This window comes from Bacillus sp. AR4-2 (assembly GCF_008274865.1).
GTDB classification, from domain to species: domain Bacteria; phylum Bacillota; class Bacilli; order Bacillales; family Bacillaceae_G; genus Bacillus_A; species Bacillus_A cereus.
The window spans coordinates 4873711-4898520 of record NZ_CP031062.1; the positions used below are offsets into that span (position 1 = coordinate 4873711).

Genomic DNA, 24810 nt, shown 5'->3' on the forward strand with positions numbered 1-24810 from the left:
AAAGAAAAGGAAGGATTGCAATGGCTAGTAAAGATAAAAACTTAACCCCTGTACAACAGGAGTATAAAAAATTCGAACAAGAACGCGAACCGAAACGACCTGTCTTAAAAAATTGTATAAAAGCCTTTTTCGTCGGTGGTTTTATTTGCTTCATCGGACAACTCATTTCTACTTTTTACATCACATATTTTGATTTCACTGAACGCTCAGCAGGCAATCCAACAGTCGCAACTCTCATTTTCATCTCCATGTTACTAACTGGATTTGGTATATACGATCGTTTTGGACAGTTTGCCGGAGCAGGTACAGCTGTACCTGTTACTGGATTTGGTAACTCTGTTATTGCCGCATGTATTGAGCATCGAACGGAAGGATTTGTCCTTGGCGTTGGCGGCAATATGTTTAAACTAGCTGGTTCTGTTATTTTATTTGGTGTATTTTCCGCTTTCGTCATCGCACTTATTAAAACTATTCTCGTTCAATGGGGAGGGCTATAAATGTTACAAGGACACCGAACGTGGGTATTTGAAAACAAACCAGTCATTATCTCAACAGGGGTTGTCGGTGGACCATTTGAAGCAAAGGGGAACATCCCAGAAGACTTCGATATCCTTCATGAAGATTTATGGCTCGGACAAGATTCCTATGAAAAAGCACATAAAATTTTATTCGAAGAAGCTTGTAGTCGCGCTACTGAAAAAGCAGAGCTTCGTAAAGATGATATTCAATTCGTACTCGCAGGAGATTTAATTAATCAAATTACTCCAACAAGCTTTGCTTGCCGCACACTGGGCACTCCTTATCTCGGATTATTCGGGGCTTGCTCTACTTCTATGGAAGGTTTAGCACTTGGGGCAAGTATCGTAAATGCAAAAGGTGCAAAATATTTATTAACTGGAGCTTCAAGCCATAATACTGCTGTAGAAAAACAATTCCGCTACCCTACCGAATACGGTGGACAAAAGCCGCCTACTGCACAGTGGACAGTAACTGGAGCAGGAGCCGCTATTTTAAGCGATACTGGCCATGGTCCAAGAGTAACATCTGCAACGATTGGGCGAGTTGTTGATATGGGATTAACGGATCCGTTTAATATGGGAGGCGCAATGGCTCCAGCTGCAGTTGATACAATTGAAGCCCATTTACGTGAACGCCAAATTGATGCCTCTTACTACGATTTAATCGTAACAGGCGATCTCGGACATGTAGGACGCGAAATTGCTTATGACTTACTACATAAACACGGAACGAAAGTAACGAGCGAACAATTTCAAGATTGCGGAATTATCATTTATAGAGAAGGACAACCTGTCATAGCTGGTGCTAGTGGGCCTGGATGTTCCGCAACAGTCGTGTACGGTCATTTATTAAACCGAATGAAAAGAGGAGAGTTCAAAAAAATACTTGTCGTTGCGACAGGCGCTTTACTATCTCCACTTACATTCCAACAAGAAGAAACGATTCCGTGTATCGCTCATGCCGTTTCGATTGAATTTGGAGGTGCAACGCAATGATTTTTTTCTGGGCTTTCGTCATTGGCGGACTCATATGTGTAATCGGCCAACTTATGTTTGATGTCGGCAAACTAACACCCGCTCATACAATGGCAACACTCGTTGTTGCTGGAGCTATATTAGATGGATTTAATTTGTATGAGCCATTAATTGATTTCGCTGGAGCTGGGGCAACTGTACCTATTACAAGCTTTGGTAATGCCCTCGTTCATGGCGCAATGGAAGAAGCTGCAAAACATGGCATCGTTGGCGTTATTACCGGCATGTTTAAAGTAACGAGCGCCGGTGTATCAGCAGCTATTATTTTCGGCTTCATTGGAGCATTATTATTCAAACCGAAAGGATAAGAGGTGTTTATATGACTGTTATCGCTAGCGTAAAAACTTGCCTTGCTAGTGTAAGGGGCGCCCAAGCAAGTTTAAGCTCCCTTTCATTAAATTCACAAGACGAAGAATCAAAACGCGTATTTCATGAATGTATGTTAGAAATGGACAGCGTCATCGCTGATTTAAAGGATAGAATTTCAGTATTAGAACGTGAAGAACCTCAATATAAAGGGTTTTAAGTAGACTGGAGGAAACGACTATGTCTCACCTGCCGGAATGGACACTTGTCATTCTTCGCTCTGTATTCATATTAATTATTTTATTCGCTATTACGAAATGGTTAGGGAAAAGACAAATCTCTCAGCTTTCCTTTTTTGAATACATAGCCGGAATGACGATTGGTGACATCGCTGCCCAAGTATCTACAGGGCTCGATTCAAAATTTTTTCACGGCGTCTTTGCGATACTCATTTTCGCTGTAGTACCTTTTTTAACAGGAATCCTCTCTTTAAAGAACAAAACAGCTCGGGACTTCTTTGAAGGGAAATCTACCGTATTAATAAAAGACGGAAAGATACTCGAAGATAACTTGAAGAAAGAAAAATATACGAGTGACGAATTACTGGAACTTCTCCGTGGAAAAAGTGCGTTCAGCGTAGCTGAAGTCGAATTTGCTGTCTTAGAACCAAGCGGAGAATTAAATGTATTATTAAAGAAAGATTCCCAGCCACTTACAGCAAAAGACATCGGTTTAAAAGTACCAAACGAGAAAGAACCACAAACTGTTATTATGGATGGAAATGTACTAGATGAACCTCTTTCAGCAAGCGGACATAACCGCGCTTGGCTACATTCAGAATTAGAAAAACTCGGTGTTGTTATTGAAAATGTCTTCCTCGGTCAAGTGGATTCATACGGACAACTTACTATCGACATTTACAATGACAAACTCCAGATGCCTTCTCCTCAAAACAAACCTTTATTATTAGCATCTTTAAAAAAATGTCATGCTGATCTCGAACTGTTTTCCTTAGAAACAAAGTCGAAATCAGCAAGCGAAATGTATAGTAAAAACGCGAAACAAATCGAAAAGATTTTAAATAAAGTAACCTATCTTTTAAAAGACTAATTATCGAAAGAACGCTTCAGTTAAAAGGCGTTCTTTTCTTTTTTCTCCAGTTTTCATAACGTTTAAATTTATGTAATTCGGTTATGATGTTGAAGATACATAAGCAGGGAATTTCGAAAACATAGCGAATATTTCATGGTACAACTACATATTTTTTTGATTTAAAGTGGTTTCGTTTGACCTTTATTGACCATAATTGTATTATAAGACTAAGAAAGCTTTATAAGGAGGAAATAACAGATGAATTTAATTCCTACAGTAATTGAACAAACAAATCGTGGAGAACGCGCTTACGATATTTACTCTCGACTATTAAAAGACCGCATCATTATGCTTGGTAGTGCAATTGATGACAACGTAGCTAACTCAATCGTTTCCCAGCTTTTATTCTTGGAATCTCAAGATCCAGAAAAAGATATTCACATCTACATCAACAGCCCTGGTGGTTCTATCACAGCGGGTATGGCAATCTATGATACAATGCAGTTTATTAAACCACAAGTATCAACAATCTGTATCGGTATGGCTGCATCTATGGGTGCATTCTTACTTGCAGCAGGTGAAAAAGGAAAACGTTATGCACTTCCAAACAGTGAAGTAATGATTCACCAACCACTTGGTGGAGCACAAGGTCAAGCGACTGAAATCGAAATCGCTGCAAAACGTATCCTATTCTTACGTGAAAAACTAAACCAAATTCTTGCTGACCGCACTGGTCAACCACTTGAAGTACTACAACGCGACACAGACCGCGACAACTTCATGACAGCAGAAAAAGCTTTAGAATACGGTTTAATCGATAAGATCTTTACAAATCGTTAATAACTAAAAGCAGAAGCGGCTCGTTCAGAATCGCAGGGCGATGGAGTCCCTGATTCCGAGGCGCTTTTTGCCTCGAATGAAGGGGCGAAGCGACCGGAGATTCTAGCCGCTGGAGCTAGATACATAAAAAAAGCACCCTATTACAGGGCGCTTTTTTATTATCATGCACCTCCGTCTGGATACCCACCCTGGTATTTACCTAAATATATCAACGATTTTTCAATTATATCGAACAAAACTTAAATTATATCAACGATTTTTTTAATATATCAACGGTTCGACACAACATATCGATTTACCGACAATCTACGACAAGGACAAACCACCTACATACCCCCTATCCCGAAAACTCCCTTTAAGTAAACCGCAAAAACAAAAAGCTATCGCATATACGCGATAGCTTCTTATTGTACATATGCAGCTAATGCTTCTAAAGCCTCTTCTGCATCTGAACCTTCTGTTGTAATTGTTATCATGCTTCCAGTTCCAATTGCTAAGCTCATAATCCCCATTATGCTCTTTGCATTTACTGTCTTTCCATCTTTCTCGATGAAGATATCTGCATGAAAGCGATTTGCCTCTTGTACAAACAACGCAGCCGGACGTGCTTGTAAACCGTTTTTTAATGAAACCTGAACTCGTTTTTGAACCACAGCTCCATTTCCCCTTTAACCTCTTATTTTTTTACTAACGTTTCCCCCGCGCGTAATTTCTCTGCGATTTCATCGATTTTACGCAAACGATGATTAATACCCGACTTACTAATCTTCCCCCCGGATACCATCTCACCTAACTCTTTCAATGTTACATCTTGATAATCTCTTCGTAATTGTGCAATCTCTTGTAATTTATCCGGCAAAATATCAAGACCAACTGTCTCATCAATATAACGAATATTTTCAATCTGTCTTAGTGCTGCACCAATTGTTTTATTTAAATTAGCTGTTTCGCAGTTCACTAAACGATTTACAGAATTACGCATATCACGTACGATTCGAATATCTTCAAATCTTAAAAGTGCATTATGAGCACCTATAATATTTAAAAACTCTGTAATTTTTTCTGCTTCTTTCAAATACGTAATGTACCCTTTTCTTCTTTCCAACGTCTTACTATTTAAATCAAATCCGTTCATCAGTTCACATATAGCATCATTATGTTCCTTATATAACGAAAAGATTTCTAAATGATAAGATGATGTCTCTGGGTTATTTACTGAACCACCTGCTAAAAATGCGCCACGTAAGTACGATCGTTTACAACATTTCTTCTCAATCAATTCTTGTGATATATTTCGAATAAATGAAAAGTCATCTCGAACGATATGAAGATCAGCTAATATTTCGCGAGACTTCTCAACAAGCCGCACAATATATACATTATTTTTCTTCAAGCGCATTTTTTTACGGACAAGCAATTCTACCGTCACGTCATATCCTTTTTTCAAAAGCGTATAAATCCTTCTTGCAATTGCCGCATTTTCCGTTTGAATATCGATAGATAGACGACGGTTTGAAAAAGAAAGCGACCCGTTCATTCGAAGTAACGCTGATAATTCTGCTTTCTCACAGCATTCCTTCATCTCAAGATTCGTCAACTCTTTCTTTGTTTCTGATGCAAATGACACAGTCAACACCTCCTTATACGATTATTATGGAACAAAATTCTTGTCCTATATGAATGAGGAGCGCTACCTCAAACGAGGCAACGCATATTTATAACAATGAATATAAAATGGACGCTAACTTTAACGTATCATGCCTTACAACATGATCATCATACTTCGCTAATCCCTCTTGAATAACATCAATATTATTTTCAACAAAACGTTCTTCATCCACTACAACTGGTGTAGACATTTCTTCCTCATATGACTTGCGTAATTCACAAGGAATCTCACGGTTATTTACAATTGCAGTATTGATAAATGGTTGCCCTAAATGATCGTGTAACGCCTGCACATGATCAAAAGCAGTATATCCCATCGTTTCACCCGCTTGTGTCATAACGTTACATACATATACCTTCTTCGCCTTTGCAGCAAGAACAGCGTCTCCAATTTTGTTAACAACTAAATTGGGCAATATACTCGTATACAAACTTCCAGGACCGAAAACAAGTAAATCAGCTCGTTTAATCTCAGCCAACGTTTCATGCAATGGCTCTACATCTTCTGGAGTTAAAAAGACACGATTAATCTTCTTTCCGTAATAAGGAATCTTTGATTCACCTGTTACAATTTCCCCATCTTCAAGTTCCGCATGAAGTACCGCACTTTGATTCGCTGCTGGTAATACACGTCCTCTGACATTTAATACTTTACTTGTTTCTGTAATTGCATGGAAAAAGTCTCCTGTAATCGAGGTCATACCTGCCAACAATAGATTTCCTAACGCATGACCTTTCAGTCCGTCTCCTGTTGTGAAACGGTGCTGAAATAAAGCTTCTACCAGTGGCTCTACATCCGATAACGCAACAAGTACGTTACGGATGTCACCTGGAGGTGGAATTTCTAGCTCATCACGTAATCTACCCGAACTGCCACCATCATCAGCAATTGTAACAACTGCTGTAATATCAACAGGATATTGCTTTAATCCTCTTAATAAAACAGAGAGTCCAGTTCCGCCTCCCATGATGACAATTTTAGGCTTTCTCTCTTTTTTCATCCCTTAATGGCCCTTTCTCTTCTCCACATCACGATGAGATACATGAACACTATACTCTGGTTTCAAATGTTTCCCAAGGTATTCTGTAAGCGTAACAGAACGATGCTGTCCACCTGTACATCCAATTGCAATTACAAGTTGACTTTTGCCTTCTCTTTTATAATGAGGCAGCATGAAAGTAATCAGATCCGTCAACTTCTCTAAAAACTTATGTGTCTCATTAAATTTCAGTACATACGAAGAAACTTCTTCATCTAGTCCTGTTAATGGCTTCATGTGTGGAATGTAATATGGATTTGGTAAAAAACGAACATCAAATACTAAATCTGCATCAATTGGAATACCGTACTTAAATCCAAATGACATAACATTTACACGAAATGCTTGCTCAGTTTCTGTTGAGAACAAGTGAACAATTTTTTCACGTAATTCTTTTGGTTTTAAATCCGATGTATCAAGCACAATATTCGCTCGTGCCTTCATATCTGTTAATAAATTACGCTCTGCTTCGATTCCCTTTAACGGCAAACCAGTTGGTGCAAGTGGATGCGAACGTCTCGTTTCTTTATAACGAGTTACAAGCGTACTATCTTTCGCATCTAAAAATAAAATATGAGGAATAATCCATGTACGTTCTGATAAATCATCAAGTGCTCCCCATAAATGTTCGAAAAACTCGCGGCCACGTAAATCAATACCAAGTGCCACTTTATTCATTTTCCCTTTTGAATCCGCCATAAGCTCAATAAACTTTGGCAATAACATCGGTGGTAAATTATCCACACAAAAATATCCTAAATCTTCAAAACTTTGTAAAGCTACTGTTTTTCCAGCTCCAGACATCCCTGTAATAATTACCATTTTTATATCATTATTCTCTGTCATTGTATCCTCTCCTTGACGGTTTAACTCGGATCTAATCGATATGAAAGCAACTCAAAATCTGGGGTATATACAAATGTACCGTAGATTATGCCATTTCCTTTAATTAAATAATCAATAATGTGATAATCTCCTGGCGCCATTGCTAAATCATCAATTTTATCAAATGTATGCCAACCAATGATGCCTTCTTCGCTCTCTAGTTTGTTTTCTCCTGCAAAATCTGTCGCTAAAAAGGAGAACATCATCCATTCAGAAACAACTTTATCACCTTCTTGGATGACAAAGGTGAAGACCCCCTTTAACGCTGGGTTTTTCAAATAAATACCTGTTTCTTCACGATACTCGCGAACAACGGAATCTCTTACAGTCTCACCACGCTCCATTTTCCCGCCTGGTGCAACCCACCAATTTCGGCGAGGTTTTTGGAGTAAGAGTACTTCATTATCTCTAATTAACACACAGTTTGTCACTCTTTGCATGTTTCTTCACCTCAGCTACTTGCAGTAAAATTTCTCACTGCATACTTCTTTCATTATACTATCAAAAACAGTTTGCTACAACGAAGGAGCCAGTCCTCTTTCGCTAAGCATATGCTACTCAGCAATTTTAAAAAAGCTTTCTATAACAAGCAATGTAAATGCTTATACTTTGAATGAATAGCATGAAAAATCCCCTTAACGATTTTTATCGCCAAGGGGATTAAAGTACTTATTTCTTACCGAAATAAGTAACAATCGCAAATCCTAAAATAAAGGTAATAATTGAACTTATAATTGAAAATCCGCCAGTCGGAATCCCAGGGAATACAATTACAATCGAACCGATTACAAGCCCAATAATTGCCGCAAATGTCATACTTTTATAACGATCTAATAAAAAACTAATGCCTTTACTACTTACAACAAATCCAACCATAACACCAGCACCGATAACCACGATTAAAGGTAAGTTAAGTGTAGTTAAAGCGTTAATTGCTGTTGGATACACACCAATAATTAGTAAAATAAACGATCCACTAATTCCAGGAAGCAGCATGGCCATACTAGCCATCCATCCTGCGAAAAATAAACCAATTGCATTTAAAATTGTTAACGTCGTAATTGGATCCGCTGCCTTATCTGGTTTAAAAAAAGCTGTAATCGCAACAAGAATTGCTGCAACTATTAATAAAACAAAGTGCTTACCTTTAAACGACGACTTTGCATCGGCTTCCCTCATTAACATCGGTAATATACTAATAATTAAACCGAGGAAGAAAAATTGAGTCGGTTCATAATGATTTGCAAGTAAATATTTAATAACGTGACTTAACGTTAAAAATGCCGCTGCCACACCAGCTGCAAGTGGAATTAAAAATCCTAAATGTTTTTTCCATTCACGACTAAAGAATCCACTAATTGCCGCAAGCAATTGTTCATAAATCCCTAACACAACAGCGATTGTACCGCCGCTCACACCAGGAATTAAATCACTAACGCCCATACAAAATCCACGATATATATTACGCCATTCCATACTGAATAAATTCCTCATTTCTTATAGTGATTTTTTCCGTAAAGTCCAGTATATCAATAAGAAAGCTTATAATCCTTATATTTTTTGACAAAAATTTTACATTTTCACACAAAAAAAGAAGAAAGCTCCTGTCGGTAGCTTTCTTCTCACAAGGTATATTATCCCTTATTTTTCTGATACAGTTTTTAATTCCTCTAATAATTCTTCTACGTAATGTTGTGCACTTTGCGCTGCAATACTACCGTCACCTGTTGCAGTTACAATTTGACGAAGCATTTTTTCACGAACATCACCAGCTGCGAAAATACCAGGAATTTTCGTTTCCATACGCTCGTTCGTTTCAAGGTAACCATTTTCATTTGTAATACCTAGTTCAACAAATGGTTTTGATAAAGGTAACATACCGATGTATACGAATACGCCGTCAGTTCTGACTTCTTTCTCTTCTCCACTATTTACGTCCACAAGTGTTACACTTCCTACTTTACCACTTGCTTCGTTGATTTCTTTTATAGTGTGGTTCCAAATGAAATCTACTTTTTCGTTTTGGAAAGCACGGTCTTGTAAAATTTTCTGTGCACGAAGCGTGTCACGACGGTGAACGATCGTTACTTTTGATGCGAAGCGCGTTAAGAACACACCCTCTTCCACAGCAGAATCTCCGCCGCCAATTACGATAAGTTCTTTTCCTTTAAAGAATGCTCCGTCACATACTGCACAATATGATACACCGCGGCCGCCAAGTTCTGTTTCACCCGGTACACCAATTTTTTTATACTCTGCACCGCTTGCAACGATAATTGCACGTGCTTTATATTCTTTTTTACCAGCAATAATTGTTTTGTATTCCTTACCATCGATGACTTCTTTCACATCACCGTATGCATATTCAGCACCAAATTTCTTCGCATGCTCGAACATTTTATTTGATAAATCTGGTCCTAAAATAGACTCATAACCTGGGTAGTTTTCTACATCTTCCGTGTTTGCCATTTGGCCACCTGGAATACCACGCTCAAGCATTAATGTGCTTAAATTTGCACGAGATGTATATACTGCAGCTGTCATACCAGCTGGTCCTGCACCAATAATAACGACATCATAAATTTTTTCTTCTGACACACTATTCACTCCTATCCATTCCTACACAATTAAGTTACCCTCATTATACTGTTAGCATCATTTTTTTCCCAATGATTTGCTTATCTTATGTGTGCGTACGCTTAACAGCTTGCACATACTTTCGGACAGTCGCTACAGATACATTATATACATCTCCAAGCTCCGACTGTGTCATTTTATTTCCTTGTTCGCCGCGTACAATGTATTCAATCGCAGCTGACCAGCCGTACACATTTGTAAATATGTCTCCAGATGTATATAAACGTATGAACGTACAAAACCAAAAGTGTAAACACTCTTCAATTAATTCATCATCTTTTTTCGTATAATTGTATAATGCATCCGCGATTCTCGCGCACTGCTCAAATTGCTGTAAATCAGCTGGAATACTCTTATGACTATTAAGTAAAAAGAAGTACTTTGCAAGTTGTGATACGATGGGAACACCGTTCTTCGCTTGTGTTATATCAAAGAAGAATCCCACCTTCTCCGGCGTTGACAATTCATTCATTAAATATAAAGCTAGCATTTGTTCTTCTAGCGTCGCACTTTGCTGAAATGATTTTCGTAATTCTTCAAATAACACGTTTTGTCCTTCATCTGCTAAATTCAGCGCATTCCACGGTTCTTTTCCCTTTTTATCAGGATGCAATTCCACGACATATTGCCACATTTTTTCAGCTAGTCGCTGATCTTTCACCATATAAGCAGAATATGCAAACCAATAATAAAAACTAACGTCTCCCTCATATCCTTGACGCTTTAATAGTTTGAACCATTTATATGCATGCTCGAAATAACCAATTGTTGCAAGTGTAGTTCCCAGTTTCAAACGATGTTCAAATGAAATCGGATATACCGAAACTAGCTGTCCCGCTAACGCTTCTACTTGTTTATGCTCTCCAATTGAATATAGAAAAATAAGCGTATTACAAAGCGCATGTATATTACCAGGATTTTTCTCTAAAATCATTTCTGTTAACTTCAGTGCTTTGTCTACATTACCAGATTGAAAATGTGCAATGGCTAAATTATTATGACCTGACCAAAATTCCGGATAATCTTTCGTAACAATTTCTAATGTAGCAATTGCTTCTTCCAATTGTCCATTACGAATATAGCGATTCGCTTCTTCCTGCATAACAATTAAATCATCTTCATCTTCAATCTCTTCCGCACCCATTGCTTCTTCTTCCATAATCTCAAGAAGTTCTAATGTATCTTCTACGAATTCCTTCTCTTTTGCAACTTCTAAATAACGATCTGCATATTTCTTCGCCTGTTGAAATAACCCCATATATGCATAATTATTTGCAATAAAATAATAGCACTGTTCAAGTTCTGGATTAGATCTAACTAACTTTAAGAAGATTTGATTCGATTCTTGATATTCACCAGCCTCAGATAATACTGATGCTAATTGACATAAAATAAACGGCTCCTTCTCACTTTGTGCCGCTCTTCGAAAATATTTAATTGCATCTTGCAATTTTTGTCCTTTGTAAGCTCTCATCCCTTTTTTATAAAAGAAGTCCGCTAATTGATTAAAAGAGATAACTTGTCCGTTCTCCTTATATATCCTTTGATTTTTCCCCATATATCCTCCAGTTTTTTGTTTTCTTCGTTCACACATTCTTCTATCTATAAGTATAAACGATTCCGTAAAAAACAAAACAGTATATTATACTCAATTATTTCCTTTTTATTCATAAAAAAAGAGGAGAAATGTTACATTTTCACCATGAACCTTCTCTGGCGGTCATTTGCTCTTTCGTATAAATAATACGCATTGGATTTCCACCTACGAAAGCACCGCTCGGTACATCTCTATGAACAAGTGTGCCAGCTGAGACAGTTGCACCGTCTCCAATTTTCACACCTGGTAATATTGTTACATTCGCTCCAATCATCACTTCATTTCCAATAACGATTTCCCCAAGTCGATATTCACGAATTAAATATTCATGTGCTAAAAGCGTTGTGTTATAGCCAATAATCGAATTCTCTCCCACAGTTATCTTTTCTGGGAACATAATATCCGGCATTACCATAAGCGCAAATGATGTTTTCTTTCCTACTTTCATCCGTAAAAAAGTACGGTACAACCAATTCTTCACAGATAAAAATGGCGTGTAACGCGCAATTTGGATAATAATAAAATTTTTCATTACCTTCCAAAAAGACACTGTTTTATACACATTCCATAATGAATTTTCTCCTGAAACAGGATAGCGCGTTGTCCGTCGCAATTAGCTCGCTCCTCTACTAACTTACTTGGACCTTTATGAACGGTTCATATTAGACAAAATCGGTAGCAAATCACTCATTTTATCTAGCATAAAGTCTGGCTTGTAAGCTTCTAAATAAGCTCTACCTTTCAACGTCCATGAAACCGCAGCTGTTTTCGTCCCCGCATTTTGACCACCGACAATATCATGATGATTATCCCCAACCATCAATGCTTCTTCTGGTTTTGCATCTAATAATTCAAGCGCTTTTTGAAGTGGCTCTGGATGTGGTTTCACATGCTCTACATCATCAATTGTCACGACAACATCAAAAAATTCATCAAGCTTTGACAACTGTAATCCCATCTCAACGGTTTGTCTCGCTTTCGTTGTAACAATACCCACTTTATAACCTTGCTTCTTCAACTCTCGAACTGTTTCATATACAGTTTCATATTCTTCTACTAATTCATCATGATGATCATGGTTAAATTTGCGATAGCTTGTAATCATCTCTTCAACCTTATTTTCATCAATCTTACTGAAAGTATCATGCAAAGATGGACCGATAAATGGCAACACATCTTCACGCTTATATTGATTTGGATAATATGTATTTAAAGTATGTAAAAAAGAAGAAATAATAAGTTCGTTTGTATTAATTAAAGTTCCATCTAAATCAAATAACACTGTATTTATTCTCATCGCCTTAGTCCTTTCGCCTTCCTGAATATGAAAGAAGCAGCATCTTATAATAAGATGCTACTTGTCTCTAATTTTCTAAATATCTTTTATCAGCTTGCCCCATTTTTCGTCTCACAATAATGAAAATAATAGAAATAACAACAAGTCCAATTGACATTACTTGTGCAATACGAAGTGGTCCTAGCATTAAACTATCTGTACGTAAGCCTTCTACGAAGAAGCGTCCTACTGAATACCAAATTAAATATGTGAAGAATAACTCCCCGCGACGTAAATTCACTTTTCTTAATGCAAGTAGTAAAATTACGCCTGCAAAATTCCATAATGATTCATATAAAAACGTCGGATGATAGTACACACCCTCAATATACATTTGATTAATAATGAAATCTGGTAAATGAAGACCTTCTAAAAACTGTCTCGTTACTTCATCACCATGCGCCTCTTGGTTCATAAAGTTTCCCCATCGGCCAATTGCTTGTCCTAGTAAAATACTTGGTGCAGCAATATCTGCCAACTTCCAGAAAGAAACCCCGCGTCGCTTCGCAAAAAGAACACCGGTAATAACAGCCCCGATCAAACCACCATGAATCGCCAAACCACCTTGACGAATATTAATAATTTGACTCGGATTTTGTGCGTAATACTCCCATTCAAAAATAACATAGTACATTCTCGCAAAAAGAATAGCGATCGGCACTGCAATTAATACAAGGTCAACAAATGTATCTTTTGGAATACCTAGCCTTTCTCCCTCACGAGTTGCCAGCCAAAGGCCTAATAGCACACCTGTACCGATAATAATCCCATACCAATACACAGGAAACGGCCCAAGTTGGATAGCTACACGGTCAAGCTGTGGTACAGAAGCTAACAGCATATGTATATGACCTCCCTCTCCAAAGTTTACTCCTGATTTCCTAACTCAATTGCACTCATTAATCGTTCAGAGAACTGCTGTGCTGCATTGACTCCCATACGTTTTAAACGGAAGTTCATCGCTGCTACTTCAATAATAACAGCCAAGTTTCGACCAGGACGAACTGGAAGTGTAATCTTCGTAAGTTCTGTATCAATAATCTTCATCTTCTCTTCATCAAGACCTAAGCGATCGTAATTTTTCTTTTGATCCCAAATTTCAAGATTAATAACAAGTGTAATACGCTTATAATTTCGCACTGCCCCTGCACCGAATAACGTCATAACGTTAATAATACCTAGACCACGAATTTCTAATAAATGCTCAATTAAATCTGGTGAACTTCCGACTAACATGTCTTCATCTTCTTGACGAATTTCTACACTATCATCCGCAACAAGGCGGTGACCACGCTTTACAAGCTCAAGAGCTGTCTCACTTTTACCAACACCACTTTGACCTGTAATTAAAACACCAACGCCGTAAATATCTACTAACACACCATGAACAGCAGTTGTTGGTGCTAACTTACCTTCTAAATAGTTTGTTAAACGACTTGATAATCTAGTTGTCGTTTGAGAAGAACGTAATAAAGGCATACCTGATTCACGTGATGCTTGTAATAACTCATCTGGTACATCTTGATTACGAGTTACAATAATACATGGCGTCTCCTCAGTACAAAGCGCTTTCATTCTCTCTTGTTTTTGCTCTGACGTTAACGTGTCAAAGAACGTAAGCTCCGTCTTTCCAAGAAGCTGCACACGATCTGCTGGATAATATGTAAAAAATCCTGCCATTTCAATTCCAGGTCGTGATAAATCACTTGTATCAATCGGACGATGAATGCCTTCTTCACCACTGATTAACTCCAATTGAAATTGTTCAATTAAATCTTTTGTCCTTACTTTCGGCATATGTATAAACCTCCACTCCGCTGCGGGTTCAGTCTCGTTTGATGTAAAATTCCATTCTATCGGATATTGTACCATTTTTTTCTGGAAACAAGAAATACGGTTTCTAATAAATAGAAAAAAACATTTCATACGAATAATGAAATGTTTTTCTTTTTGTCACTTTCTCTTTTTTTCATATAGAGGTTCAACAATTGCCTTTTCAATTATCATATTAAAAATTGAAATACAAATTGCCGCAACAATCGCTACACCAAATCCTGATATATTAAAAGCATCTCCTAATAATGAATCTGCTATTTTTAACGTAATCGCATTAATAACAATTAAGAAGAAGCCGAAAGTTACAACAGTAATTGGTAGCGTAATTAAAATTAAAAACGGCTTTACGAACACATTTAAAACCGCCAATATAATACTAGCAATAATTGCAGTTTGTATATTTGCTACGTAAAATGCATCTGGTGCAATCCCTTTTAAAAGTCCCGATACAGCGATTAACACAACGCTATTTACAAGAAGTGATACAATCCATCTCATTTCGTCACACATCCTTTTAAACATATATATTTCATCATACGCTAATAGATAATAAACGCAAGTATGATACGAACACTTATATCAACTTATTCTATCTTTCATGCTTGTATACCTACTAACACTTCCTCGCAAAATAAGGACCACACCATCTATGCTCATGTGTTTTTACAAAAGTCCAAGTGAAATCTTTATCTACAATATAGATATCGCCTTTATACATATCGTCCGTCTCCCGTAATATATCATCCATATGTAATAAACTCGCATCTTTTATTAGCAGTACATCTTCACAATGTTGATAGAATATATAGCAATCCTTTTTCACTTCATTATGAAACGCGTTTTCCGCTTCTTTACCCTCTAAACACTTCTTTCTCTCATAACTAAATATGTGCCATAGATAACCACATGCATACTTATCTCCATAAAGAAAAATATCTTCTTTTTCTTTATCACTTAAATGATTTGCAAAGTGATCCTCCCAGCGCTTGCGAAAATATACACCCCAACTTTGAAACTCTCTTACCTTCATATGTTTCTTCCTTAACACCTCTAAAAACTCCATCTTCTCCCCCTATACAATAAAAACCGAGCGTCATTTCCACTCGGTTTTCATCAATAAACTTATTGCGATAACTCTACTTCTTTTATTTTCTCTTTCATTCTTGCTTTATCACGATTTAAAATCTCTTTTAAATACTTACCTGTGTATGAGCGCTCTTCTTTCACTACTTGCTCTGGCGTTCCGGAAGCAACGATTTGTCCACCTTTATCTCCGCCCTCTGGTCCAAGGTCAACGATATAATCAGCTGTTTTAATTACATCTAAATTATGTTCAATTACAAGTACCGTCTCACCGCTCTCAACAAGACGTTGCAGCACTTCTAGAAGACGTGCAATATCATGCGCATGTAAACCAGTCGTTGGCTCGTCTAAAATGTATAACGTACGACCTGTAGAACGACGGTGTAATTCAGAAGCTAATTTCACACGCTGTGCTTCCCCACCAGATAATGTTGTTGCTGGTTGACCTAATTTCATATAACCAAGCCCAACATCTACAAGCGTTTGAAGTTTACGCTTAATTTTAGGAATATTGGCGAAGAATTCTACTCCATCTTCAATTGTCATCCCTAACACTTCAGAAATATTCTTATCTTTATATTTCACTTCTAACGTTTCACGATTATATCGTTTACCGTGACAAACTTCACACGGAACATACACATCTGGTAGGAAATGCATTTCGATTTTAATAATTCCATCACCACGGCACGCTTCACAACGGCCACCTTTTACGTTAAAGCTGAAACGTCCTTTTTGATATCCGCGCACTTTCGCTTCATTCGTTTGTGCAAACACATCACGAATATCATCGAATACACCTGTGTACGTCGCTGGATTAGAACGTGGTGTACGACCAATTGGTGATTGATCAATATCAATTACCTTATCTAAATGTTCAAGACCTTTAATCTCTTTATGAGTACCTGGCTTCGCTTTCGCTTTATATAACTTTTGAGCTAACGATTTATATAGTACTTCATTAATCATCGTACTTTTACCAGAACCAGATACCCCTGTTACCGCTACAAACGTACCGAGTGGGAATGACATTTTCGCATTCTTTAAGTTATTCTCTTTTGCGCCGACAATCTCTACTTTACGTCCATCACCTTTACGTCTTTCAAGTGGAACTGGAATAAACTCTTTACCACTTAAATACTTCCCTGTTAATGAATTCTCATCTTGCATAACTTCAGCCGGCGTCCCCGCTGAAACGACCTGTCCACCATGAATACCTGCACCAGGCCCTATATCAAGTAAATAGTCAGCAGCCATCATCGTATCTTCATCATGTTCAACAACGATTAACGTATTGCCTAAATCACGCATTTCTTGCAATGTACGAATAAGACGATCGTTATCACGCTGGTGTAAACCAATTGAAGGCTCATCAAGAATATAAAGTACGCCAGTTAGACGAGAACCAATTTGCGTCGCTAAACGAATACGCTGCGCCTCACCACCTGATAAAGTTCCTGCGGCACGGCTTAACGTTAAATAATCTAAACCAACGTTCACTAAGAACCCAACGCGCTCCTGAATTTCTCTTAAAATTAAATGAGCTATTTTTTGTTGCTTCTCCGTTAGCTCTACATTCGAGAAGAATTCTTGTACTTCTTGAACTGAATACTTCGTTACGTCAGCAATCGTTTTATTGCCAACAAATACAGCTAAACTCTCAGGCTTTAAGCGTCCACCTTTACACTTTGGACAAGCTTGTTCTGCCATATACTTTTCCATTTGCTCACGAATGTAATCGGAACTCGTTTCACGATAACGACGTTCAATGTTTGGAATAACACCTTCAAATAAAATCTCATTTTCCTTTACTTGACCAAATTCATTTACATAGCGGAAATAAACTTTCTCTTCTCCGCTTCCGTACAACACTTTATCAAATAAATCTTTCGGTATATCTTTCACAGGCATATCCATATCAACGCCGTAGTGATTACATACAGATTGTAAAAGTTGTGGATAGTATTGTGAACTTGTCGGTTCCCAAGGTGCAATCGCATGTTCATTTAATGATAAATCCCAGTTCGGGATAACAAGCTCTAAATCTACCTCTAGCTTTGAACCAAGTCCATCACAAGAAGGACATGCTCCGAACGGACTATTGAATGAGAACATACGCGGCTCTAATTCTCCAATTGAAAAACCACAATGCGGACAAGCGTGATGTTCACTAAACAGAAGTTCCTCTTCTCCCATAACATCGATTAACACTCGTCCCCCGCCAAGCTTTAATGCACTTTCAAGTGAATCAGCAAGACGGCTTGCGATCCCTTCTTTTACAACAATACGGTCAATTACAACTTCAATGGAATGCTTCTTGTTTTTATCTAACGCAATATCTTCAGATACATCAAGCATTTCACCGTCAACGCGAACACGAACATAACCTTGCTTCTTAATATCTTCAAGTACTTTTACATGCGCACCTTTACGCCCAGAAACGATAGGCGCTAACACTTGTAATTTCGTACGTTCAGGATATTCAAGAACGCGGTCTACCATCTGTTCTACTGTTTGTGACGTAATTTCAATGCCATGATTCGGACAAATTGGCGTACCAATTCGTGCAAATAATAAACGTAAGTAATCATAAATCTCCGTTACCGTTCCAACAGTTGAACGTGGGTTACGACTCGTCGTTTTTTGATCGATTGAAATTGCTGGTGATAATCCTTCAATCGTGTCCACATCCGGCTTATCCATTTGTCCTAAAAACTGGCGCGCATACGCAGATAACGATTCTACGTATCTGCGCTGCCCTTCTGCATAAATCGTATCAAATGCTAATGATGATTTCCCCGAACCAGACAATCCCGTTACAACGACAAGCTGATTTCTCGGAATGGTTACATCAATATTTTTTAAGTTATGTGCTCTAGCACCTTTTACAACGATAAAATCCTTGCTCTTACTCACTTTTTTCACCCTTCCGCTTTTAATTCTAATAGTAAATCTCTTAGTTCAGCTGCACGCTCGAAGTCTAACGCTTTTGCTGCTTCTTTCATTTCTGCTTCCATCTTCGCAATTGTCTTTTCGCGCTCTTTTTTCGTCATTTTCTTAGCAGGAGTTGCTTCGTATGTTTCTGTCTCTTCAGCAGCTGTCGTTGCACGGATAACATCACGAACGCCTTTTTGAATCGTTTTCGGCGTAATACCATGCTCTTCATTGTAAGCTTCTTGTATACTACGACGACGCTTCGTTTCTTCAATCGCAATTCCCATAGATTTCGTTATACGATCTGCATACATAATAACGCGGCCGTTTTCATTACGCGCGGCACGACCGATTGTTTGAATTAATGAACGTTCTGAACGCAAGAACCCTTCCTTATCAGCATCTAAAATAGCTACAAGTGATACTTCCGGAATATCTAATCCTTCTCGCAATAAGTTAATGCCGACAAGTACATCAAATTTACCGAGGCGAAGATCGCGGATAATTTCAATACGTTCTAACGTTTTAATTTCAGAGTGAAGATAGTTAACTTTAATTCCTACATCTTTTAAGTAATCCGTTAAATCCTCTGACATTTTCTTCGTTAACGTCGTAATTAATACACGTTCATTTTTTGCAATACGATCTTGAATCTCTCCTAATAAATCGTCAATTTGCCCTTCAATTGGTCGTATATCAATTGGTGGATCTAAAAGCCCTGTTGGACGAATAATTTGTTCTATTACTTCTGGCGACTGCTCTAACTCATACGGTCCTGGCGTTGCTGAAACATAAATAACTTGATTCGTTTTCTCTTCAAACTCATCGAATGTGAGCGGTCTATTATCTAAAGCTGACGGCAGACGGAATCCATGATCCACAAGCACTTGCTTACGCGCTTGGTCCCCGTTATACATCGCTCTTACTTGCGGTACTGATACGTGCGATTCATCCATAACGATTAAGAAATCTTTCGGAAAATAGTCTAATAGCGTATACGGCGTTGCCCCCGCTGGACGAAGTGTTAAATGACGGGAGTAGTTTTCAATACCTGAACAAAATCCCATCTCGCGCATCATTTCTAAATCATAACGTGTACGCTGTTCTATACGCTGCGCTTCTAACAACTTGCCGTTATCATTTAATTCCTTTAAACGCTCTTCTAATTCTTTTTCGATATTTTCAATAGCGACCTTCATCTTTTCTTCACGTGTAACGAAGTGAGATGCTGGGAAGATTGCTACATGATCACGTTCTGCTAATACTTCACCTGTTAACGCATTTACTTCACGAATACGATCGATTTCATCACCGAAAAATTCGATTCGAATACAATGCTCATCAAGTGATGCCGGGAAGATTTCAACTACATCTCCGCGCACACGGAATGTACCACGCTTGAAATCAATATCATTACGTCCATACTGTACATCAACAAGTTCACGAAGCAATTGATTACGGTCTTTTTCCATACCAACTCGAAGCGAAACAACTAGCTCGCGGTATTCTTCTGGAGAACCTAAGCCATATATACACGAAACACTCGCAACGATAATTACATCGTCCCGTTCAAATAATGCAGACGTTGCCGAGTGACGCAATTTATCAATTTCATCATTAATCTGCGCATCTTTTTCAATAAACGTATCTGTTTGTGGTACATACGCTTCTGGCTGATAATAATCGTAGTAACTAACAAAATATTCAACTGCATTATTCGGGAAAAAGTCTTTCAACTCACTATATAACTGCCCTGCTAACGTTTTATTATGAGCCATAACAAGTGTTGGCTTTTGCACTTCTTTAATGACATTTGAAATCGTAAATGTCTTACCCGTTCCTGTTGCTCCAAGCAACACTTGCTTTTTCTTTCCACTATTAATTCCCTCTACAAGCTTCTCTATAGCTACCGGCTGATCACCTTGCGGGGAATACGCTGAGACAATTTCAAATTGACGTTCCAAGAAAATCCGACCTCCTCATAAAAATCTGTATTATTATTTTACCACGAATACCTATAAAAAACCTAAAAAAACGAACAGATATTCGGTAAAGTTTTCGACAATATACACATAGAAAAAGGAAGGAGTAAATACTTCCTTCCTCTACTAATTCTATTTTTTAGATACATATACTAAGTCATATCCATTGCGCCCAGCTTCATTCATACAATCTGTTAACCGATAAGTACTTTCTGATTCGCGCAGCTCTTTAACAATACTTTTACAACTATCTTTATGTAATCCTTTATGGTCACCAGCAAACTTGTCTTGTCTACTATCTAACACATAAAGGATATCTTTCCCACTATGCTCTAACGTTTGAAAAACCGGGTCACCTTCATCGGTATACTGTACAATTCTTATTTTATCAACTTTCCCTTGATCAACGTTCCTAACGAACTGTTCGAATTTATCTAGATTGGAAGTTCCTGCTTCCTTTACAATGACATCATTCTTCTTATCAATTATAGTGCTAGATGGTGAACATGCTACTAAACTAAAGAGAAATAGAAATAGACATATACAACTGGTTCTTTTTTCTATTGTCATCCTCTCCTATAAAATTTATTTGTATACCAGAAAAGCTACTTTCAACTATGAAAGTAGCTTTTCTTTTCCTTTCTCCTTCTTCGGAAAAATCACATATGAAAATGAAATTGCTGTATCAACTAAAAATACAATCGCCCACACTTGGCTCACGCGACTTGCAGCTTTATTTAGAACGATTCCCGATTCTAACCAATTACCCCATTGTTCAAATGGAATAAATCCATACGCGAAGAAAAAGAATATGTGCACACCAACGAATAAAACAAGATGTAATATCCAATTTTTTATTTCCTGCTTTGCATAGGCCATGCCTGTTAATTCTACCTGTTCTTCAATAATAGGCGCCGGTTCATTACGCCATTTCGCAACTGATTTTTGTACAAATATATCAAGCTTCTTTAAATCCTTTTTCCCGTAGAAAACTGCATATAATAAAATGATTACAGTAATGATTTGAAAGTTAGAGAACTTTCCTGTTTGATAATAGTCCACTACTCCTAAAGTTAAAATAAACACTTCATTTACGAGGAGTACAATCCCCATAATAAAACTCGCCTTTTTCAAACGGAATCCGTAGCGAAGTAAAAAGAAACCGATAGCTGATAACCAAAATACAATTTCTGCCCCAATTAAAAAATACCAACGATATTCTGCGAGTATACTCATTTATCCTTCTCCCTTTCATCATAAATACGAAAAGCCTCATCCATATATACTAAAAGTTCTTCTTCAATTGGATACATGCTCATTTTCTGTGAATCTTCCTTCGATTTTCTAACTTCCCATAACTTATCTAAAAACGCTTCGTCACCATTAGCCATTTCTAAACACTTCTGCATTAATTTCTTCGTTGCCCGTTGTACCTCATCACTTGCAGCTTCTTTACCTTCCTTCATAAAATTACGTAATTGCTTTAATAAATCTACCCATTCTAAAACATTCGGATCTTCTTCACTCATATTCGGCAAATTATGAAGCAACTTTTGTTCTTCCTTTGAAAATACTTCATTTTGAAATATTTCACGTATACGAGGAGACTGTTTCGAAAGCTGAATAAGTTCAAACATAACTTTCCAATCAAGTTCTCCCTCTACATCTACCGAATAAACAACCGCTTGTAAAACACGCTCCATTCGATTAAATTTCTTTTGTTCTTCCTGTACAAAGCGAAGTTGTTTTTCAAGCGATTTTTTTAAATCCAGCTCACCTTTTACTAACATATTCGCAGCTTCTTTTAATGAAAATCCCATTTCTTTCAAAAATAAAATTTGTTGCAAACGAATAACGTCATTTTCACTATATAACCGATGTCCACCCTCTGTTTTTCCGCTCGGCTTTAATAAATCTATTTGATCATAATAACGTAGTGTACGTACTGTAACCCCTGTTTCTCTCGTCAATTGTTGTATTGAAATCACTACCATCACCTCTTCCCTTTCATTATAAAAGATGACGTTACGTAACTTTCAAGCGTTTTGTAAAAAAAATACAAAAAGCTGTTTATACAAAGTGTATAAACAGCTTTTATGGAAATAACCCCTTTTGTATGGCGCGCCCACAAAATAAAATAAGTGCTCCAACAACAACACTCGTTGCCGTTTTATGATAATGGGCTAATAATAATAAATAATACGATAAACCTACAGTACCAATCATAATACAAATGCTCGGCACTGGATTACGAGAAAAGTTTTGCATTCCCCAAAGAAGCGAAAATATAGCTGTAGCGACACATAACACCGGTAATCCCATCCCAGTTCCCCTTTTTCTATCTATTATTCCTTGTTGCTAACACACTCGTTGATGCCGTACTTATTAATAAACCAAAACCAATCCTTATATATTTAAACGTTTAATCTAATTGAAATCTCTCAAGCTTATCATTTATTTTCTTTCCCCTTACTCCAGCGTAAAGATTTCCTCCACCTTCACTCCAAAATATTTGGCGATTTTTAAAGATAACTCTAGACTCGGGTTGTAATGATGGTTTTCAATCGCCACGATTGTCTGCCGCGTCACTTGCATCGCCTTTGCCATTTCAACTTGCGTTATATGATTTTGCTTTCTTAACTCTTTTATTTTATTTTTCACACCCATAGGATCCACCTTCAAAAGTAAAGATATCTTTACTTGAATTATAAATATTTTCCAGTTATAAGTAAAGATATCTTTACAAATTTTAGAAAAATGTTTCATTGAACATCTACTCTAACAAAGTACAAGAGTAATTCAATTTATATCAGCGCAACTTAAATTATATCGGCGATTTCCCAAATATATCAGCGCAACTCCATTTATATCGGCGATTTTTCAAATATATCGACTTACCGACAAATACCGACATCCGTAGCGCTACTATAATCATAAGAAAAAGCTGTCCCCAAACACCTTCGGGAACAGCTTTCTCCTCTACTACATAAATCCTAACGCATATACAAGAACGTATCCAAGAACCGATAAGCAAACCGAGCCAATCAGCCCTGCCACGAATGCTTTACTTCCTAATTTACGGAACGTTTTAAACTCTACATTTAAACCGAGCCCTGCCATCGCCATTGCGATAAGCATGTAAGCAAGAACAACAATGTATCCCGCAACAACTTCTGGAATAATCCCGAGCGAATGCACTGCACTCATCGCTAAGAACCCGAAAATGAACCATGGTATTGGAAGTTCGCGCCACGATTTCTTTTCTTTGCTACCTTCACTCTTACCAAACCATAGACCAATTAAAATCGCTACTGGCACAAGCATTGCTACGCGCGTTAACTTCACAATAACTGCGATGTCTACAGCAGTACTTCCTCCTGGCGCCGCAGCTGCGATGACATGAGCGATTTCATGAAGCGTCGCACCTGAGAATACACCATAACCGTACGGAGATAAACCAAGCACTGGATATAATAACGTATAAATAAGCGTAAATATGGTACCTAAAATCGCGATGATTGCTGCCCCAACTGCTGTTTCATCGTCCTTCGCTTTCACTTGCGGTGCAATTGCCACGACCGCGGCTGCGCCGCAAATTGCCGTACCGCATGCTGTTAAAATCCCAAGTTTCTTTTCTACTTTAAATACTTTCGTTAGTCCGTATACAACAAAAATAGTAAATGTAATAACAACCGCCGCGATGACCAATACTTTCGGTCCCGCCTTCGCAATATCAACAAGATTTAATCGCATTCCAAGTAAGATGATCCCAAAGCGCAGCAACTTCTTACTCGCAAAGTTCGTTCCTGCTATCGCATCGTGAGGAACTCCAATTGCAGCGCGCCAAACCATCCCAATTAGAATAGCAATTACTAATTGTCCCATAATATTTAAAAATGGAAGCTCTGCTAAATATTTCGCGGCAATTGCGATTAATAATGTAATCCCAATTCCTTGCGAAAATCCAAAACGCTTCTTCTTTTGTATAACAAGTGTTTGTTCCATTTTGAACCACTCCAAT

Annotated in this window: 28 protein-coding genes; 6 read left to right on the forward strand and 22 right to left on the reverse strand. The window is 37.7% G+C overall.

Going from position 1 to position 24810, the window contains the following annotated elements:
* Positions 1-20 precede the first annotated feature (20 nt).
* The 6 genes from spoVAC (at position 21) to clpP (ending at position 3791) form a co-directional block, all read left to right on the forward strand.
* A complete protein-coding gene (gene spoVAC / locus DN399_RS25320; protein ID WP_000146953.1) occupies positions 21-497 on the forward strand; it encodes a stage V sporulation protein AC in 477 nt (158 codons plus the stop codon).
* On the forward strand, positions 498-1514 hold the full coding sequence (gene spoVAD, locus DN399_RS25325) for a stage V sporulation protein AD (RefSeq protein WP_000938972.1): 1017 nt from the start codon (positions 498-500) through the stop codon (positions 1512-1514).
* The gene (spoVAE, locus tag DN399_RS25330; protein WP_000575919.1) at positions 1511-1861 is read left to right on the forward strand and encodes a stage V sporulation protein AE; all 351 of its coding nucleotides are present in this window, start codon (positions 1511-1513) and stop codon (positions 1859-1861) included. The genes spoVAD and spoVAE overlap by 4 nt, the downstream gene beginning before the upstream one ends.
* Positions 1862-1872: 11 nt before the next feature.
* Positions 1873-2079, forward strand: coding sequence for a DUF1657 domain-containing protein (locus DN399_RS25335; protein WP_000215909.1), 207 nt, complete (start codon positions 1873-1875; stop codon positions 2077-2079).
* A 20-nt stretch (positions 2080-2099) separates the two neighbouring features.
* On the forward strand, positions 2100-2969 hold the full coding sequence (locus tag DN399_RS25340) for a DUF421 domain-containing protein (protein WP_000018924.1): 870 nt from the start codon (positions 2100-2102) through the stop codon (positions 2967-2969).
* A 240-nt stretch (positions 2970-3209) separates the two neighbouring features.
* The gene (gene clpP, locus DN399_RS25345) at positions 3210-3791 is read left to right on the forward strand and encodes an ATP-dependent Clp endopeptidase proteolytic subunit ClpP (RefSeq protein WP_001049162.1); all 582 of its coding nucleotides are present in this window, start codon (positions 3210-3212) and stop codon (positions 3789-3791) included.
* Between the two features lie 404 nt (positions 3792-4195).
* Here clpP and DN399_RS25350 read toward each other — a convergent pair whose 3' ends face one another.
* The 22 genes from DN399_RS25350 to DN399_RS25455 form a co-directional block, all read right to left on the reverse strand.
* Positions 4196-4444, reverse strand: a complete 249-nt coding sequence (locus tag DN399_RS25350) for an HPr family phosphocarrier protein (RefSeq protein ID WP_000250307.1) — start codon at positions 4442-4444, stop codon at positions 4196-4198.
* A gap of 23 nt (positions 4445-4467) precedes the next feature.
* Positions 4468-5418: a DNA-binding protein WhiA gene (gene whiA / locus DN399_RS25355; RefSeq protein WP_000006558.1), complete on the reverse strand. Its 951-nt coding sequence runs from the start codon at positions 5416-5418 to the stop codon at positions 4468-4470.
* An 88-nt stretch (positions 5419-5506) separates the two neighbouring features.
* A complete protein-coding gene (locus tag DN399_RS25360) occupies positions 5507-6460 on the reverse strand; it encodes a gluconeogenesis factor YvcK family protein (protein WP_000712188.1) in 954 nt (317 codons plus the stop codon).
* A 3-nt stretch (positions 6461-6463) separates the two neighbouring features.
* Positions 6464-7345: an RNase adapter RapZ gene (gene rapZ, locus DN399_RS25365; protein ID WP_000138459.1), complete on the reverse strand. Its 882-nt coding sequence runs from the start codon at positions 7343-7345 to the stop codon at positions 6464-6466.
* A 20-nt stretch (positions 7346-7365) separates the two neighbouring features.
* Entirely contained in the window at positions 7366-7824 is a 459-nt protein-coding gene (locus DN399_RS25370) for an NUDIX hydrolase (RefSeq protein ID WP_001190080.1), read from the reverse strand.
* A gap of 229 nt (positions 7825-8053) precedes the next feature.
* Positions 8054-8860 (reverse strand): DUF368 domain-containing protein, encoded by an 807-nt coding sequence (locus DN399_RS25375; RefSeq protein WP_025686672.1) that lies wholly within the window; start codon positions 8858-8860, stop codon positions 8054-8056.
* A gap of 165 nt (positions 8861-9025) precedes the next feature.
* The gene (gene trxB / locus DN399_RS25380) at positions 9026-9982 is read right to left on the reverse strand and encodes a thioredoxin-disulfide reductase (RefSeq protein WP_149150041.1); all 957 of its coding nucleotides are present in this window, start codon (positions 9980-9982) and stop codon (positions 9026-9028) included.
* Positions 9983-10067: 85 nt separating this feature from the next.
* Positions 10068-11579 (reverse strand): tetratricopeptide repeat protein, encoded by a 1512-nt coding sequence (locus DN399_RS25385; protein ID WP_149150042.1) that lies wholly within the window; start codon positions 11577-11579, stop codon positions 10068-10070.
* 139 nt (positions 11580-11718) lie between these two features.
* Entirely contained in the window at positions 11719-12231 is a 513-nt protein-coding gene (locus tag DN399_RS25390) for an acyltransferase (protein ID WP_001255070.1), read from the reverse strand.
* A gap of 33 nt (positions 12232-12264) precedes the next feature.
* Positions 12265-12915, reverse strand: coding sequence for a pyrophosphatase PpaX (ppaX, locus tag DN399_RS25395; RefSeq protein WP_001222402.1), 651 nt, complete (start codon positions 12913-12915; stop codon positions 12265-12267).
* 67 nt (positions 12916-12982) lie between these two features.
* Positions 12983-13795, reverse strand: coding sequence for a prolipoprotein diacylglyceryl transferase (lgt, locus tag DN399_RS25400; RefSeq protein WP_000922850.1), 813 nt, complete (start codon positions 13793-13795; stop codon positions 12983-12985).
* 26 nt (positions 13796-13821) lie between these two features.
* A complete protein-coding gene (gene hprK / locus DN399_RS25405; protein WP_001127250.1) occupies positions 13822-14751 on the reverse strand; it encodes an HPr(Ser) kinase/phosphatase in 930 nt (309 codons plus the stop codon).
* Between the two features lie 156 nt (positions 14752-14907).
* Positions 14908-15288, reverse strand: a complete 381-nt coding sequence (locus DN399_RS25410) for a phage holin family protein (RefSeq protein ID WP_001267308.1) — start codon at positions 15286-15288, stop codon at positions 14908-14910.
* Between the two features lie 115 nt (positions 15289-15403).
* The gene (locus tag DN399_RS25415) at positions 15404-15853 is read right to left on the reverse strand and encodes a DUF4275 family protein (RefSeq protein ID WP_149150043.1); all 450 of its coding nucleotides are present in this window, start codon (positions 15851-15853) and stop codon (positions 15404-15406) included.
* Positions 15854-15912: 59 nt separating this feature from the next.
* Entirely contained in the window at positions 15913-18789 is a 2877-nt protein-coding gene (uvrA, locus tag DN399_RS25420) for an excinuclease ABC subunit UvrA (RefSeq protein WP_000045561.1), read from the reverse strand.
* A 5-nt stretch (positions 18790-18794) separates the two neighbouring features.
* The gene (gene uvrB / locus DN399_RS25425) at positions 18795-20771 is read right to left on the reverse strand and encodes an excinuclease ABC subunit B (RefSeq protein ID WP_000441059.1); all 1977 of its coding nucleotides are present in this window, start codon (positions 20769-20771) and stop codon (positions 18795-18797) included.
* A gap of 150 nt (positions 20772-20921) precedes the next feature.
* Positions 20922-21359 (reverse strand): DUF4362 domain-containing protein, encoded by a 438-nt coding sequence (locus DN399_RS25430; protein WP_149150044.1) that lies wholly within the window; start codon positions 21357-21359, stop codon positions 20922-20924.
* Between the two features lie 45 nt (positions 21360-21404).
* The gene (locus DN399_RS25435; protein WP_000025219.1) at positions 21405-22025 is read right to left on the reverse strand and encodes a hypothetical protein; all 621 of its coding nucleotides are present in this window, start codon (positions 22023-22025) and stop codon (positions 21405-21407) included.
* Entirely contained in the window at positions 22022-22783 is a 762-nt protein-coding gene (locus tag DN399_RS25440; RefSeq protein ID WP_149150045.1) for a MerR family transcriptional regulator, read from the reverse strand. Before DN399_RS25440 ends, DN399_RS25435 begins: the two co-directional genes overlap by 4 nt.
* Positions 22784-22883: 100 nt before the next feature.
* Entirely contained in the window at positions 22884-23111 is a 228-nt protein-coding gene (locus DN399_RS25445) for a hypothetical protein (protein ID WP_000524139.1), read from the reverse strand.
* A gap of 147 nt (positions 23112-23258) precedes the next feature.
* A complete protein-coding gene (locus DN399_RS25450; RefSeq protein WP_000538364.1) occupies positions 23259-23456 on the reverse strand; it encodes a helix-turn-helix transcriptional regulator in 198 nt (65 codons plus the stop codon).
* Positions 23457-23771: 315 nt separating this feature from the next.
* On the reverse strand, positions 23772-24794 hold the full coding sequence (locus DN399_RS25455) for a YeiH family protein (protein WP_000438432.1): 1023 nt from the start codon (positions 24792-24794) through the stop codon (positions 23772-23774).
* Positions 24795-24810: the final 16 nt, after the last annotated feature.

Excerpts from the sequence above, each read along its gene's own strand:
- spoVAC (WP_000146953.1), top strand. The coding sequence starts at position 21 with ATGGCTAGTAAAGATAAAAACTTAACCCCTGTACAACAGGAGTATAAA.
- spoVAD (WP_000938972.1), top strand. The coding sequence starts at position 498 with ATGTTACAAGGACACCGAACGTGGGTATTTGAAAACAAACCAGTCATT.
- spoVAE (WP_000575919.1), top strand. The coding sequence starts at position 1,511 with ATGATTTTTTTCTGGGCTTTCGTCATTGGCGGACTCATATGTGTAATC.
- DN399_RS25335 (WP_000215909.1), top strand. The coding sequence starts at position 1,873 with ATGACTGTTATCGCTAGCGTAAAAACTTGCCTTGCTAGTGTAAGGGGC.
- DN399_RS25340 (WP_000018924.1), top strand. The coding sequence starts at position 2,100 with ATGTCTCACCTGCCGGAATGGACACTTGTCATTCTTCGCTCTGTATTC.
- clpP (WP_001049162.1), top strand. The coding sequence starts at position 3,210 with ATGAATTTAATTCCTACAGTAATTGAACAAACAAATCGTGGAGAACGC.
- DN399_RS25360 (WP_000712188.1), bottom strand. The coding sequence starts at position 6,460 with ATGAAAAAAGAGAGAAAGCCTAAAATTGTCATCATGGGAGGCGGAACT.
- rapZ (WP_000138459.1), bottom strand. The coding sequence starts at position 7,345 with ATGACAGAGAATAATGATATAAAAATGGTAATTATTACAGGGATGTCT.
- DN399_RS25370 (WP_001190080.1), bottom strand. The coding sequence starts at position 7,824 with ATGCAAAGAGTGACAAACTGTGTGTTAATTAGAGATAATGAAGTACTC.
- DN399_RS25375 (WP_025686672.1), bottom strand. The coding sequence starts at position 8,860 with ATGGAATGGCGTAATATATATCGTGGATTTTGTATGGGCGTTAGTGAT.
- DN399_RS25385 (WP_149150042.1), bottom strand. The coding sequence starts at position 11,579 with ATGGGGAAAAATCAAAGGATATATAAGGAGAACGGACAAGTTATCTCT.
- ppaX (WP_001222402.1), bottom strand. The coding sequence starts at position 12,915 with ATGAGAATAAATACAGTGTTATTTGATTTAGATGGAACTTTAATTAAT.
- lgt (WP_000922850.1), bottom strand. The coding sequence starts at position 13,795 with ATGCTGTTAGCTTCTGTACCACAGCTTGACCGTGTAGCTATCCAACTT.
- hprK (WP_001127250.1), bottom strand. The coding sequence starts at position 14,751 with ATGCCGAAAGTAAGGACAAAAGATTTAATTGAACAATTTCAATTGGAG.
- DN399_RS25410 (WP_001267308.1), bottom strand. The coding sequence starts at position 15,288 with ATGAGATGGATTGTATCACTTCTTGTAAATAGCGTTGTGTTAATCGCT.
- DN399_RS25415 (WP_149150043.1), bottom strand. The coding sequence starts at position 15,853 with ATGGAGTTTTTAGAGGTGTTAAGGAAGAAACATATGAAGGTAAGAGAG.
- DN399_RS25430 (WP_149150044.1), bottom strand. The coding sequence starts at position 21,359 with ATGACAATAGAAAAAAGAACCAGTTGTATATGTCTATTTCTATTTCTC.
- DN399_RS25435 (WP_000025219.1), bottom strand. The coding sequence starts at position 22,025 with ATGAGTATACTCGCAGAATATCGTTGGTATTTTTTAATTGGGGCAGAA.
- DN399_RS25440 (WP_149150045.1), bottom strand. The coding sequence starts at position 22,783 with ATGGTAGTGATTTCAATACAACAATTGACGAGAGAAACAGGGGTTACA.
- DN399_RS25445 (WP_000524139.1), bottom strand. The coding sequence starts at position 23,111 with ATGGGATTACCGGTGTTATGTGTCGCTACAGCTATATTTTCGCTTCTT.
- DN399_RS25450 (WP_000538364.1), bottom strand. The coding sequence starts at position 23,456 with ATGGGTGTGAAAAATAAAATAAAAGAGTTAAGAAAGCAAAATCATATA.
- DN399_RS25455 (WP_000438432.1), bottom strand. The coding sequence starts at position 24,794 with ATGGAACAAACACTTGTTATACAAAAGAAGAAGCGTTTTGGATTTTCG.